The organism is Chlorobaculum tepidum TLS (genome assembly GCF_000006985.1).
In the GTDB taxonomy this organism is placed as follows: domain Bacteria; phylum Bacteroidota; class Chlorobiia; order Chlorobiales; family Chlorobiaceae; genus Chlorobaculum; species Chlorobaculum tepidum.
In genome coordinates this window covers 756,307-769,177 of sequence record NC_002932.3, presented here as the reverse complement: position 1 = coordinate 769,177, position 12,871 = coordinate 756,307, and the positions used below count along the sequence as shown (strand labels likewise).

Below are 12,871 nucleotides of genomic sequence, written 5' to 3'. Positions count from 1 at the left end.
ATTAATCGGATCAAACTGATCTGTCTGATCCGACCGATCTCAAATTCAATCTTTCCTGCGCAGTACGAGGTAAATTTTCTCCAGAATATCCTCAGTAGTCAGCTTGTATTTGCGGAGCAGGTCATCGGGCTTACCGGATTCACCGAAGGTGTCCTCGACGGCAACCATCTCGATTGGCACCGGAATGTTGCGGGCGCAAACGTTGGCCACCGCCTCACCGAGACCGGTGTACATCTGGTGCTCCTCGGCGGTCACGATCGCGCCGGTGTCATTGGCCGCGCGCACGATGGCGAGCGTGTCGATCGGCTTGATGGTGTGCATGTTGATAACGCGCACCGACACCCCCTCTTTTTCAAGGATTCTGGCCGCTTCGAGCGCCTTCCAGACCATGATGCCGCAGGCGATGACGGTGACGTCCTTGCCGGGATGCAGCTCGATGGATTTGCCGATCTCGAAGCCGTCCTCATCGGCGGTAAAGTCCGGCACGTTTGGACGTCCGAAGCGCAGATAAACCGGGCCTTCGTGCTCGATGATCGCCTTGGTGGCGCGTTTGGTTTCGCTGTAATCGCACGGTACGACGACGGTCATGCGCGGCAGGCTGCGCATCAGACCGATATCTTCGAGAATCTGGTGCGTCGCACCATCCTCGCCAAGGGTAAGGCCGGCGTGCGAAGCGCAGATTTTGACATTGAGATTGGAGTAGCAGACCGACTGGCGGATCTGGTCGAAGACGCGGCCAGTCGCGAAAACGGCGAAACTTGAGGCCACGGGAATCTTGCCGATAGTGGCCAGGCCGGCGGCCATGGAGATCATGTTCGCCTCGGCAATGCCGGTCTGGATGAATCGCTCCGGGAACTCTTTACGGAAGAGATGCATGTTCAGCGACCCGGTCAGGTCAGCACAGAGAGCGACAACAGACGGGTTCTCACGCCCGGCTTCAAGCAACGCCTCGCCAAATCCGGTGCGGGTAGCCTTGTTGCCCCGTGAAGTATACTTCGCGGTCTGTTCGATGGTAATTTTCTCTCCCATTAATGACAGAATACCTTAAATTTGAAAAAGCTATGCAGGACCTGAGTGCCTGCCGGGTTAACCCCGCCATTGATATTGAGTTGCGCCCACCAAGCCCAGTCAGATGACAAAAGTTGAATATAAGCATACGCATATAGCGGCAAAAAAAAAATTAGGCCAAAACTTCCTGCTCGACAGGAACATTCCGCGCAAGATCGTCCGGGAATCGGGCATCAAGGAGGGCGACCGGGTGGTTGAGATTGGTCCCGGCTTTGGCGCTCTGACGACGGCGATTCTCGAAGTGATGCCGTCGTTCACCGCCATCGAGAAAGACCGGGAGCTGGCGAAGTTCAACCGCGAGGAGCATCCGCAGATCGAGCTGATCGAAGACGACTTCCTCAAAGTACCACTTGAACCGCTGGCTGCAGGCGGCAAACTCTCGGTGCTCGGCAACATTCCCTACTCGATCACCAGCCCGATCCTCTTCCGGCTGCTCGATAACCGGCACCTCATCGCCTCGGCCACGCTGATGATACAGCACGAAGTCGCCCAGCGCATCGCCGCCGTACCCGGCACGAAAGAGTACGGCATCCTCGCCGTGCAGATGCAGGCCTTCTGTGACGTGAAATATCTGTTCAAGGTAGGCCGCGCCGTCTTCAAACCCCGCCCGGATGTGGACAGCGCCGTCATCAAAATGGTGCCGAAGGCTGTCGATCCGGTCAAAGACAGCGAAGGATTCCGAACCTTCGTCCGCCGTGTTTTCCACCAGCGCAGGAAAACACTTCTGAATAACCTGAAGGAGTATTACGACACTTCAGGAGTACCGGAACCCACGCTCAAACTGCGTGCGGAGTCGCTCTCCGTTCCGGCGCTGATCACCCTGTTCACTCAGCTCAAACTGATTGCGCGAGGCGACGCCTCCGGACAACTTTTATTAAAGAGAAGAAGATGAGAAGACAGCAATCGTTCCAGTGATGTAATCTCTTATTTTCATTAGAATTTTATTTTCAGATCAACATCCAGCCATTCGAGGACATGCGGGACTCACAGCAGCACTACTTCTTGCACAGCACCATCATCCGGCAGTCCGCCACTCCCTTACCATCATTAACCTCATAGCTCAAGGGGGCTTGCAGTATATCATCACGCTACAACGACGTTCACCGTCAGTCGATTGAAAACCCGGAAGAGTTCTGGGGCGCGCTTGTAGAAAATCTCCACTGGTACAAGCCGTGGAACAAGGTGCTCGACGACTCGAATCCGCCGTTTTACCGCTGGTTCGCCGGAGGCGTCACCAACACTTGCTACAACGCGCTTGACCGGCACGTCGATGAGGGACGCGGCAACCAGATCGCCGTCATTTATGACAGCCCGGTAACCGGCACCATCGAGAAGTTCACTTACCGCGAGTTCCGCGACAAGGTGGCGCTTTTTGCCGGAGCGCTTCAGGCCCGTGGCGTTCGCAAGGGCGACCGATGGCATTGAGGCGGAGGCCAAACGGGCCGCCGATGAAGGCCTCACTCCGCTTGGTGAACCATTGGTAGGCGCGGGGGGCAAAAAGATCGTCTTTCTCCATCCGCGCCAGACCAATCGCGCGCTTGTCGAATTCGTTGAACCGAAGGGCACACACTAAAAAAGTGTCATGAGAGAGACGAGCGCAAGACGCCTGGAGCGCAGAAACCGGAACACTGATAATAAGCAAGGATTTTGAGCGCCATCCAACGCAGCAATCGAGGCTTGGAATAAGTTTTTAGACGTGCCCCAAACCCGATCATTTATTCATTCATTGCCTGTGAAACACTTCTTCCTGCCTTTCGAAAAAACAAAAGGGTTCAGCTACAGCGCCGACTCCATCGAACGGCTGTCGGAATATGAAAAATACCAGCTCTCGTTTCACCCCGAACGCCCGAAGTACCTTGACTACCTCACGGTGTTCGACAACGTGGAGGAGTTCCTTGCAAACGATCTCCACGGCAGTCGCCTGATCCAGACGCACCGCGCCGAACTCCGGCGCAACGGCAAGGTCTGGCCGGTGATGCTCATCGGCCAGCAGTCGGGACCGACCTCCGACTTTGGTGAACTGACCCGGATCACGCAAGATCAGGATGAAATGCGCCGCTGGAACCAAGGCATGCCGACTCCTGCTGCGTTCGACAAGGCGATCGAAGCGATTGCCCTCGCCGAGCGCGAAAGGCGCACGATTATCACGGTAATCGACACGGCTGAAGCCGATCCGACCGAGGAGTCGGAGGCTGGTGGCATCGCATGGAAAATCGGGCGCTGCATGCAGGCGCTCGCCGAGGCGACCGTACCGACCATCTCGGTCATCATCAACCGCGGATGCAGCGGCGGGGCCATCGCCCTGACCGGCTGCGACGCGGTACTCGCAATGGAGTACTCCACCTACCTGGTCATCTCGCCAGAAGCGTGCTCGTCGATTCTGTTCCGGACGAGGGACAAGGCGAACCTCGCCGCCGAAATCTCGCAGATCACCTCGAAGGAGGGGATGAAAAACGGCATCGTGGACGAGCTGCTTCCCGAACCGGCAGGCCCAACGCACCGCTTCAAAAACGAGGCGCTCGAATCGTTCCGCGAGGTGACAGGACGCTGGATCGAGGCATTCGGCAAAGCGCCCGCCGAATCGCTTCAGCAGCGCCGCATCGAACGCTGGCAGAAAATCGGTCAGTGTGAAACGACGACCGAGGAGCATATCCGCACCTATGAAAAAAAGGTCTCTTTCTTCATCGACAAGCCGAAAAAGAACCTCTTCATCAGCCGCCACAAGCCGCTGCTAAAACGATGATAAAAGGCATGTCGTCGATCCGGTGCTCTACAGCAAGCTGCTGGCTGACAATTTCGTCTGCGCCACCTGCGGTCACCGCTATGTCCGCCTCAGCGCCCGCGATTACATCGAACTGATACTCGACGAGAATGCGTTCACCGAGCACCAGGAAACTCGCTATATCATTGACCGCGATATTCTGAATTTCCCCGAATACGCCAACAAACTCCATGAAGAGCGCGTGAAAAACGGCATGACGACGGCACTCATCACGGGCGACGGCGCGATTGATGGTAAGGAGGTCGTGTTGTGCGCCACGAGCTTCGGCTTCCTCGGTGGCTCGTTCTGCATGTCCACCGGCGAAAAGGTGTGGCGAGCCGCCAAGATCGCCATAGAGAATCGCCGCCCGCGAATTCTGGTGGCCAAGGTCGGCCAGGATGGGCACGATCGCGGCGCGAAGGTGATCGCCGCGGCATTTGCCGACATCGGCTTCGACGTCGATATTTCGCCGCTCTTCCAGACGCCGGAGGAGATCGTGCAGCAGGCGCTCGACAACGACGTGCATATCGTCGGTATTTCAAGCCTCGCGGGCGGGCACAAAACACTAGTGCCGCAGGTGGTGGAAGGATTGAAGGAGGCGCGGCGCGGCGACATTCTCGTCATCGCAGGCGGCGTCATTCCGGAGCGCGACTACGACTACCTCTACGAGCGCGGCATCGCGGGCGTCTTCGGCCCCGGCACGGTGATCGCCGAAGCGGCCATCAAGCTGCTCGCGCTGCTGCTCGAACATCACCAGTGAGCGGAAACCGGGCGAGGCGATGAGCGGCAGGCATCGGCATGAACCCACGGTTGAGGAGTTCGTCGAAGGCATCAGGAACGGCGACCGCCGCCTGTTGAGCCGCGCCATCACGCTCGTCGAGTCGAGCCGCCCGGAGCACGAGCAGCTGGCGCACGAGATTCTCGACCGCTGCCTCGGCGACGGAAGCGCTTCGATCCGCATTGGCGTCACCGGAGCGCCGGGCGCGGGCAAGAGCACCTTCATCGAAGCGCTCGGCCTTGACCTTGTTCGTCAGGGCAAACGGGTGGCGGTGCTTGCCATCGACCCCAGCAGCTCGCGCTCGAAGGGCAGCATCCTCGGCGACAAATCGCGCATGGAGCGGCTCGCAGCCCACCCGGAAGCCTTCATCCGCCCGACGCCGTCGTCGGGCTTCCTCGGCGGCACCTCCCCGCGAACGCACGAAACGATTTTGCTTTGCGAAGCCGCCGGATACGAGGTCATCATCGTCGAAACGGTCGGCGTCGGCCAATCGGAGATCGTGGTGAACTCGATGGTGGATTTCGTTTTGCTGCTCATGCTCCCCGGTTCCGGCGACCAGCTGCAGGGCATCAAGCGCGGCATCATGGAGATTGCCGACCTCGTGGCCGTCAACAAGGCGGACTCCGGACGGCAGACAATCGCCGAAAACTCTAAAGCTGATTTCGAGGCTGCGCTCAGGCTCCTGCCGGAGAAGCATTCGGGATGGAAACGGAAGGTGCTGCTGACCTCCGCGCTCGAAGGCTCAGGCGTCAGCGAAGTGTGGAAAACTATCGAAGCGTTTGCCGCAGCCATGCAGCAAAGCGGCGAGTGGAACGAGCAGCGCCGGGAGCAGTCGCGCCACCTGCTTCACGCCATCGCCGAAGAGCAACTGAAACGCCAGTTCTACAACGCGGTGCGGGTCAAAGAAGCAAAAGCAGAGGTCGAGCAACAAGTGCTCGCCGGAAAGCTCAGCCCCTTCACCGGAGCCGTGGAGCTGCTGAAGGCTTTCCGATCAGACAGATCCGTCTGATCCGTCCGATTGGAAATTCAACCCGCAAAGAGCCGCCCCTACGCCGTTATTCCTTGCTAATGAACTCTTTTTCCTGCGCCTTCACGATCAGCACCGGCACTTGCGCCTTGCGCACGACCGCTTCGGCGACGCTACCCATCAGGAGGCGGCTGAGACCGGTCCTGCCGTGCGAGCCCATGATGACGAGGCTCACGTCAAAATCGAGCGTTTTCTGGAGAATCACCTCCGCGGGAATGCCGATGATGACATCGGCGCTCACATCGATCCCCGCCGCCTTGGCCTCATCGACCATAGGAACGAAATCCTCCCTGGCGGCGGCGGCGAGATCCTCTTCGAGCGGCACGTAATTCAGGGTCATATCCGCTGCGATCGGGCGCGGCTCAATCACATTCAGCAGTATCAACTTCGACCCCATCGACTTGGCGAACTCGCAGGCATAGCGGTATGCCTTCTTCGACGCATCGGAAAAATCCATCGGACAGAGAATCGACTTGATGGTAATCATGACCGTATCGTTTGATGATTGAAGAAATGGAAAACCGGATCACGCTTTTTTCTCAAAAAATGACGTTAACAGATCGATCGGCACAGGAAAAATCGTAGTCGAGTTGTTCTCAACGGCGATATCCTGCAAGGTCTGGAGATAGCGCAACTGCAAGGCTGCCGGATTCTGCGCAATAATGGCTGCAGCTTCAGAGATACGCTGTGCCGCCTGGAACTCGCCCTCGGCATTGATGATCTTGGAGCGGCGCTCGCGCTCGGCCTCGGCCTGTTTGGCCATCGCCCGGCGCATCCCCTCGGGAAGGTCGATCTCCTTGACTTCGACCTTGCCGACCTTCACCCCCCACGGCGCGGTATCCTTGTCGAGAATGGACTGGATGCGTTCATTGATCTCGTCACGCTCAGCGAGCAGATTATCCATCTCGCCCTGCCCGCAAACGCTGCGCAGGGTCGTCTGGGCGAGCTGCGAGGTGGCGAAATGGAAGTCGGCCACATCGATGATCGCCTTGATCGGGTCGATCACCCGGAAGTAGACCACGGCACTCACCTTGACCGAAACGTTGTCGCGCGTGATGATGTCCTGCGGAGGCACGTCAAGCGTCACCGTTCTCAGGTCAACCCTCACCATCCGGTCGATATAGGGAATCAGAATGATCAGTCCCGGCCCCTTGGCTCTTATAATCCGGCCAAGCCGGAATATGACTGCCCGCTCATACTCGGGCAGAATCTTGACCGCGGAAACGAAAAACGCCACCGCCAGCGCCAGTAAAACCAGAATATTCATGAAAAGCATATCACTCCTCCTTGCTATTTTGTTTCACCATGAGCCTCATCCCCTCGATCCCTGTGACCGTTACCTGTGATCCGGCAGGAATCAAACCGTTTGCCGATGCGTCCCAAAGTTCGCCATGCACAAACACCTTGCCGTCCTTGCCCTCTCCGATGGCTCGTTCAACGGTACCTGTTTCACCGACCAGCCCCTCCCTGCCGGAGATCGCCTTGCGTCTGGTAGAACGAAACACCACAAAGACAAGTAACAGGACTCCCGCCGAAAATGAAAGAAAAAGCGGAAGAAAAACCCACCAGTTGATGACGAGGCCTAACTCCGGCTGATTGAACACCATGACCGAACCGATGAAAAGCGCGACCAGACCGGCGATCGCAAGCGCTCCGCTGCTGACCACGAAGATTTCCAGCCCGAAAAAAAGGATGGCGAGCAGAATGAGCAGGAGGCCGGTGACGTTGACCGGCAGGAGCTGCATGGCCCACGCGCCGAGCACAAGAGCAATCGCTCCGGCCACGCCCGGCAGCACCGCACCCGGTGTCGAAAGCTCGAACCAGAGACCGGCCAGGCCGAGCAGTAGCAGAAAATAAGCGATGTTTGGATCGGCGATAGCCATCATCACCTCTTCGCCGAAAGTTGGGGACGCTTCCTTAACTGGCACATTGGTTGTGCGAATGATCAATTCACCGATAGCTGTCTCGACTTTGCGGCCATCGATGGACACGAGCAGCTCCTTGCGATTGTCCGCCACGGTATCGATCACGCCCGCCGCGAGCGCTTCAGATGCCGTCGATGCGATGCTCTCCCGCACGGCCCGCTCAGCCCATTCGGGACTGCGGCCACGCTTTTGCGCAAGACTGCGGGCAAAGGCTGCAAGATCGTTCTCGATTTTCTTGCCCATCACGCTCCCCTTCTCGCCGCCGCCGCTTATATCGACCGGATGGGCCGCGCCGGTTTCGGTGCCCGGAGCCATCGCCGCCACATTGGCGGAGAGCAGCAGCAGCGCCCCCGCCGAAGCCGCCTGCGCTCCGGACGGCGCGACATAGACCACCACCGGCACGCGCGACGCCATCACTCCCTGCACCATCTGCCGGAGAGACGAAACAAGCCCGCCCGGCGTATCGAGCTCCACGAGCAGCAACGTGTCGTTATCCCGGTTCGCCTCATCAAGCACCCGGAGAAAATATGCCGCGCTGCCCGCATTGACGCTCCCCGTCAACGACATGGCGCGAATCTGCGCTGCCTGGCCAGCTACCGGCATGGCGACAAGCAAGAACACAGCGATCGCCGGGATAACGCAGAATTTCAAAAGCCTTTTTACCATTGCCCGAACCATTCTGAAACGAGTGGATTCCCTGATTCACCAACAATGATAACAATAACAAAAAAAATGAGATAGTTCCTCTCAAGCAACGTTACCGTTTATTTCCGTTTCACCTGGTAATCGTGAATCTGAAGATGAATGAGCACCGGATTGCGCAATGGATTCCCCCGGAAACTTCTCGGTGTGACCACTCTTTCAGAGGGATACACCAGCCCCTCGGCGTTTTCAGAATGTTGTCGAACAACAGTTGCCGCCGTGGCGAGCGAATTGATGATATTCGCCGTGTAATCGTGCTGGATCAGGAGGCAGGTGTGGCGATCGAAGCGTAACTGTTGCTCTCGGCTGTGGGTGGGAATATGGGCAAGAAAAACGGCCGGTGTGCATCCATGGTCGTGACCGCATGATCGAAAACCGCCGAGAAGAGATAGCGTGTGCCCCGGATTTTTGGATTGATCGCCGCCATGAAGTAAGGAGAATCGGAAAGACCATGAACGAGAACAATCGCCTTCTGGGACGATTGTAGATGCTCCATGATTCCTGGATGACAACCATCACGCACCGATTCCGGAGAGAAAGAGCTAAAGCGCTGGTAAGAGTCAAACCACTCGTGATCGCACGGCGCAGTTGAAACCTGATCGCTCATCCAGCATCCCTGTTTACACCGTTGAAGCGAGTCGTGATACTTCTATTGAAATAGATCCCTCAGCATTCACGGCACAAAAAAGGAATCACTCGACGGGCAAAAGAAGCAGAGCGAGCAACGCGACAATGCAAAGACGGCGGACAGCCTCCGTGCGACAGATAATGTTACGCATGTTCGAGGGGGCTGGGTTCGGGAAGTCGAGCGGGATCGATCAGCTCGACCACCGATTCGAGGTATTCGAAAAGCAGCTGCTTGCCTGTGCAAAGGGAATCCTTCACGGCGATGTTCCGGCCTCCGCTGGCGATGAAAGAGTAGTAAGGACACCCCGCGTTGCAAAGGTACTGAAAGCGGCACTCATCCGCTTCGCAGGTGTGTATCGCATCCAGGCGCTCGTCGATGAGGCGCGCCATGGCGGGATTGGCGTCAGAAAGGATGTCGGTGATAGCCATCTTGCCAACGTTGCCGAGGCGCATCTCATCGAACCCCGCGAACTTGGGACAAAGCCACGCATCGCCATCGGGCGTGATGGCCAGAAAATTGGTCAGGCAGCGCCCGCCGAAGGTGCAGACCGACTGCTTCAACCCGGCTCCTGCAGTCAGCGAGCGCAGAATGTAGTTGAGCGTGCCGGGCATCGGGAGCTTGCGCCCGCCCTCAAACCAGGCGTTGAACTGGGCGATAAAATACGCGGCGTAGCCGTCAGCATCAAGCGCGAGACTTTCGTCGCCAACAAGATTTTTGGAAAAATAGTAATACGGATTGCTGTGAAAGGCTTCAATGCCGAGCGAACGGTAGTAATCAAGAATCGCCCCCTCCTTGCCGAGGCTGTTCCGCGTAACCGTGCAAATGCAGCCACAGTGCCCCTGATGCTCGATGATCGTTTCGCGCGTTGCGAGCACCGCGCCGAGCGACGGGCCGCCGCCATTCACAGGGCGCTGGAAATCATGCAGTTCCGGCGGGCCGTCAATGGTAGAGGAGATGCGAAAACCGTGCCCGGCAAGCCAGGCGATCAACTCCCGGTCATGCACGTAGCCACTCGTCTGAATGGTATTCGCGTAGGGCTTGGTAGCGTACTTTTTTTGGAGGCGATCGACCTTGCGATAAAAATCGATGCCTGCGAAAAACGGCTCTCCTCCTGTCCACTCGAAGGAGACCTGGTGGTGGCGCGTATCGAACGCGCTACGGATGGCCGCATCGAGCAGGTCATCGGCAATGCGAAGGCCTCCGGATGGATGGGAGCCTTTCGCGAAGCAATACCGGCACGAAAGCGCACACTGATCGGTCAGTTGAAAAATCAGGTTCAGCGTGCCTGCCTGAGCGAGTTTTTCGAGAAACTCCTCTCTGCTCGTCATACCGGTCGCCCTTCAATAACGGTTCGCGTCGCCGTGCGTGTTGCAGTGCTCGTTGCCGTGGCTGTCCGTGTGCACGCCGCTATCCGAATAATCATTATGTATGTTGGGGTCAAACTTATTAACGTGCGTGTTGCCGTGCAGCGGATTGTCGTTGTCGGCAAGAAGCGCACCCTGCGGATTGGCCGAAAGCGCCGTGAGGTGCTGGGCGACTTCGTTCTCCCGTACGGCGTCCGGCGAGAAGGATATGTTTACGGCATCTCGAGTCATCGCTGAGGCATTCACACCGCAGAAAAGCAGCAGCCCCGCCGGAATCGCGACACCAAGCTTCTGCCCGATGGCGATCATGCGCTCGCCCTTGTCCGATCCTGAACGGCGCTTACCGTTGGAATGGTCAACCTGTTTGTCCATCTTTACTCCTTTTTTGTTGATTGATGATAGCAACATCTTCACACGCTCTGGATGATCTTCTCCCGCTGCTTCTGGTACTCATCATCGCTGATAAGCTTCTGGCGCTTGAGGCCGTCGAGCGTTTTCAGACGCGCTTCCGCGCTTTGGGCATCAGAGGCGGATTGCGACTCCCCCGCATCTTCGATGCTGACGATTCCGTCTTCGATCACCTTGCGGTTGAAGGCGCTGAAAATCGCGAATCCGACAATCCCGACGCAGGCGGCGATCCAGACCATCACGAACACGCCGCCCTCTTCGAGCAGGCCGTTGCTCACAACGCCCGCAATCATACCCGCGCCGACAAGCGCCACGATAAACGACGCAATTCGCATCATAGTCAACGTGGAGCGCGTCGGTTTTATCCTGATATCCGGCATGGCGAAGTCGTTTTACCGTTTGGGAACGAAAGAGTCAAGCACCGTCTGGAATGTGGGGAAGCCCTGATTATATATAGAACTCTTTTGGACTTTTGAATGCCAGCACATAAAATCCCTGCCTTGCTTTGACAAACACGAAACGAGCCTTCAGCCAGTACTTTGTGGTAAACAGCGGGCCACGCGGAAGCTCCTGCCAGACCTCGTAATCGGTAACAGTCGCCTCAAGCCCGGCGACCGTCGTCTTCACCGGTTTGCTGTACGATGACTGTTTGCTGCCCGTGTTCTTGCGCATCAGCCGGTCGTAATCGGCCAGATAGTTTGCATACGTTTTCCCCTCACGGTTGCCGGGGGCGTAGTAGCCAACGTAGATGAGCGGATGCGGGAAGTAATATTTCTCGCCATCCTCCGGTTTGGCAAGCTCTTCTTTTGTGAGCTGCACCTCGTAAATCCCAGCTTTTGCGTCACCCTCCGGATCGGCGGGACTCCGTTTCCAATCAACGGGTAGAAGGCAGGAAAAAAAGTCCGGCCTGGCAGTGTACTTCTCGAATGGCTCGGGGCGCACCTCTGTAACCTTGGGAAAATCAGGCGCCGCATCCTTCAAGGCATTAGGCAGATAGTAATCACTCGTATCCGCGTATGGGCGCGGCGAATAAACGGGATTGGCAATGGTATAGGTGTAGTGACCAGAGATGCCGAGATCCTGCTTCAGATCATACGCAATCACAGTGCCATCCTCGACAATCGCCTTGCACTCATCTGGCACCTTGCGGACAATCGTCAGTTCGTAGTGCGGCGCGAGATCAGTAAGACCCGGTTTTTTGTTCACCAGCACCTCGAACGAGTTTTTGCTGGTGCATCCGTTGCTTCCGACGCGAACGACGAAGCCGCCCGCCCCGGCAACCATCTCGTCGAGAACGACCTCGCCGGTCTGGCGCGGCCCTGAAGACCACAAGGTGGCAGCGGCTGTGCCATGGAAAAAGCCCAGGACGGCCAAAAGAGAAATCAGCCGGACACTTCTTTGAACGGAACACTTCATGTTCAAACAGGGCCTGTTGGATGGTGCAATCAGCACTGACTTGCGCAAGGCACTCACGCTTCTTCTCCGCTGATGCGACTAACCCGAAAATGCAGAACCGGAAGAAGAGACTGTAACGATTGCAATCTACTACTGATCAATTACATCAAACTGAAATTTTTTTTAAATTATAATGGTTCAATATTTAAATTAATGGAAACCATCTATTTTTCAAAAATTGTTCTTGTATCGATACAAAAAACAATCTCAAACTTACCGCAATGAAAAAAGCATTCAGCACGCTGATCCTGCTTGCCGTTTCAGGAGCGCTTGCGCCAACGAATCTGCACGCGGAAAGTGCGTTCGATCAATTGAAGGCTATATCGAGAGACAGTGAGGCTGCCACGAGAGAGCCGAGCGACGAAGGGGCCAGGGATGGAGCCAGCCAGGGATTCGACACCAATTCGCCGCCTGAACCGATGCATCTGAAAGGCAATGAAGGCGTCGATCCGAATTACCTGAAGCAGTATGACCCGCCAGCGCCGAGCCTCCGCGCCTATCCAGTACCGCCCCCACAACCGTAACAAAATGGACGGATTCTGGTCGCAACGCCATGAAATCCGTCACGCCAAAAAACCGAATCGCCCGAAAGAAAGCACATCTGTTCGGGCGATTTGCAATTCCGGTGGTTGCGAACGAGCTACCTCCACCAGATAACGCTGGTCGAAAGAAAATGAGCTCGCTGATACTATTTTTGACTTTTCCGGGTTTTCAGTTGCATAATCCGATTATTGGGTTAGATTTAGAGCCATAAC

Annotated in this window: 13 protein-coding genes and 2 pseudogenes; 6 read left to right on the top strand and 9 right to left on the bottom strand. The window is 56.8% G+C overall.

The window, feature by feature from the left end; all coding sequences use genetic code 11:
- Positions 1–45 precede the first annotated feature (45 nt).
- Positions 46–1,029, bottom strand: a complete 984-nt coding sequence (locus AYT24_RS03760) for a transketolase family protein (RefSeq protein ID WP_010932485.1) — start codon at positions 1,027–1,029, stop codon at positions 46–48.
- 103 nt (positions 1,030–1,132) lie between these two features.
- On the opposite strand from AYT24_RS03760, the gene rsmA reads away from it, so the two are divergent.
- From rsmA to meaB, 5 genes and pseudogenes are all read left to right on the top strand, one after another.
- Positions 1,133–1,960: a 16S rRNA (adenine(1518)-N(6)/adenine(1519)-N(6))-dimethyltransferase RsmA gene (gene rsmA / locus AYT24_RS03755; RefSeq protein ID WP_010932484.1), complete on the top strand. Its 828-nt coding sequence runs from the start codon at positions 1,133–1,135 to the stop codon at positions 1,958–1,960.
- Between the two features lie 185 nt (positions 1,961–2,145).
- Positions 2,146–2,484 (top strand): annotated as a pseudogene (locus AYT24_RS03750) (acetyl-coenzyme A synthetase N-terminal domain-containing protein); the annotation flags it as partial.
- The gene (locus tag AYT24_RS03745) at positions 2,462–2,641 is read left to right on the top strand and encodes a hypothetical protein (protein ID WP_164926933.1); all 180 of its coding nucleotides are present in this window, start codon (positions 2,462–2,464) and stop codon (positions 2,639–2,641) included. The pseudogene AYT24_RS03750 and the gene AYT24_RS03745, both read left to right, overlap by 23 nt.
- 159 nt (positions 2,642–2,800) lie before the next feature.
- Positions 2,801–4,589 (top strand): annotated as a pseudogene (locus AYT24_RS03740) (cobalamin-dependent protein).
- Between the two features lie 19 nt (positions 4,590–4,608).
- Positions 4,609–5,616: a methylmalonyl Co-A mutase-associated GTPase MeaB gene (gene meaB, locus AYT24_RS03730; RefSeq protein WP_010932480.1), complete on the top strand. Its 1,008-nt coding sequence runs from the start codon at positions 4,609–4,611 to the stop codon at positions 5,614–5,616.
- A 46-nt stretch (positions 5,617–5,662) separates the two neighbouring features.
- On the opposite strand, the gene AYT24_RS03725 is transcribed toward meaB, so the two are convergent.
- The 8 genes from AYT24_RS03725 to AYT24_RS03690 all read right to left on the bottom strand — a co-directional run bounded on the left by AYT24_RS03725 (position 5,663) and on the right by AYT24_RS03690 (position 11,993).
- Complete coding sequence (locus tag AYT24_RS03725) at positions 5,663–6,121, bottom strand: universal stress protein (protein ID WP_010932479.1); 459 nt, start codon at positions 6,119–6,121, stop codon at positions 5,663–5,665.
- Positions 6,122–6,160: 39 nt separating this feature from the next.
- Positions 6,161–6,910, bottom strand: coding sequence for a slipin family protein (locus tag AYT24_RS03720; RefSeq protein WP_010932478.1), 750 nt, complete (start codon positions 6,908–6,910; stop codon positions 6,161–6,163).
- Position 6,911: 1 nt separating this feature from the next.
- The gene (locus AYT24_RS03715) at positions 6,912–8,180 is read right to left on the bottom strand and encodes an NfeD family protein (RefSeq protein WP_226986859.1); all 1,269 of its coding nucleotides are present in this window, start codon (positions 8,178–8,180) and stop codon (positions 6,912–6,914) included.
- Between the two features lie 343 nt (positions 8,181–8,523).
- The gene (locus AYT24_RS03710) at positions 8,524–8,868 is read right to left on the bottom strand and encodes a hypothetical protein (protein WP_010932475.1); all 345 of its coding nucleotides are present in this window, start codon (positions 8,866–8,868) and stop codon (positions 8,524–8,526) included.
- Positions 8,869–9,032: 164 nt separating this feature from the next.
- Positions 9,033–10,217: a radical SAM/SPASM domain-containing protein gene (locus AYT24_RS03705; protein WP_010932474.1), complete on the bottom strand. Its 1,185-nt coding sequence runs from the start codon at positions 10,215–10,217 to the stop codon at positions 9,033–9,035.
- 12 nt (positions 10,218–10,229) lie between these two features.
- Positions 10,230–10,625 (bottom strand): hypothetical protein, encoded by a 396-nt coding sequence (locus tag AYT24_RS03700; protein ID WP_164926930.1) that lies wholly within the window; start codon positions 10,623–10,625, stop codon positions 10,230–10,232.
- A 38-nt stretch (positions 10,626–10,663) separates the two neighbouring features.
- On the bottom strand, positions 10,664–10,999 hold the full coding sequence (locus AYT24_RS03695; protein ID WP_164926929.1) for a hypothetical protein: 336 nt from the start codon (positions 10,997–10,999) through the stop codon (positions 10,664–10,666).
- 109 nt (positions 11,000–11,108) lie between these two features.
- Complete coding sequence (locus AYT24_RS03690; RefSeq protein ID WP_164926928.1) at positions 11,109–11,993, bottom strand: hypothetical protein; 885 nt, start codon at positions 11,991–11,993, stop codon at positions 11,109–11,111.
- Positions 11,994–12,337: 344 nt separating this feature from the next.
- Between AYT24_RS03690 and AYT24_RS03685 the strand changes: the two genes are divergently transcribed.
- The gene (locus AYT24_RS03685; protein WP_164926927.1) at positions 12,338–12,640 is read left to right on the top strand and encodes a hypothetical protein; all 303 of its coding nucleotides are present in this window, start codon (positions 12,338–12,340) and stop codon (positions 12,638–12,640) included.
- Positions 12,641–12,871 lie beyond the last annotated feature (231 nt).

Coding starts and splice junctions, on each gene's coding strand:
- AYT24_RS03685 (WP_164926927.1), top strand. CDS start 12,338: ATGAAAAAAGCATTCAGCACGCTGATCCTGCTTGCCGTTTCAGGAGCG.
- AYT24_RS03760 (WP_010932485.1), bottom strand. CDS start 1,029: ATGGGAGAGAAAATTACCATCGAACAGACCGCGAAGTATACTTCACGG.
- meaB (WP_010932480.1), top strand. CDS start 4,609: ATGAGCGGCAGGCATCGGCATGAACCCACGGTTGAGGAGTTCGTCGAA.
- AYT24_RS03700 (WP_164926930.1), bottom strand. CDS start 10,625: ATGGACAAACAGGTTGACCATTCCAACGGTAAGCGCCGTTCAGGATCG.
- AYT24_RS03695 (WP_164926929.1), bottom strand. CDS start 10,999: ATGATGCGAATTGCGTCGTTTATCGTGGCGCTTGTCGGCGCGGGTATG.
- AYT24_RS03725 (WP_010932479.1), bottom strand. CDS start 6,121: ATGATTACCATCAAGTCGATTCTCTGTCCGATGGATTTTTCCGATGCG.
- AYT24_RS03705 (WP_010932474.1), bottom strand. CDS start 10,217: ATGACGAGCAGAGAGGAGTTTCTCGAAAAACTCGCTCAGGCAGGCACG.
- AYT24_RS03710 (WP_010932475.1), bottom strand. CDS start 8,868: ATGAGCGATCAGGTTTCAACTGCGCCGTGCGATCACGAGTGGTTTGAC.
- rsmA (WP_010932484.1), top strand. CDS start 1,133: ATGACAAAAGTTGAATATAAGCATACGCATATAGCGGCAAAAAAAAAA.
- AYT24_RS03720 (WP_010932478.1), bottom strand. CDS start 6,910: ATGCTTTTCATGAATATTCTGGTTTTACTGGCGCTGGCGGTGGCGTTT.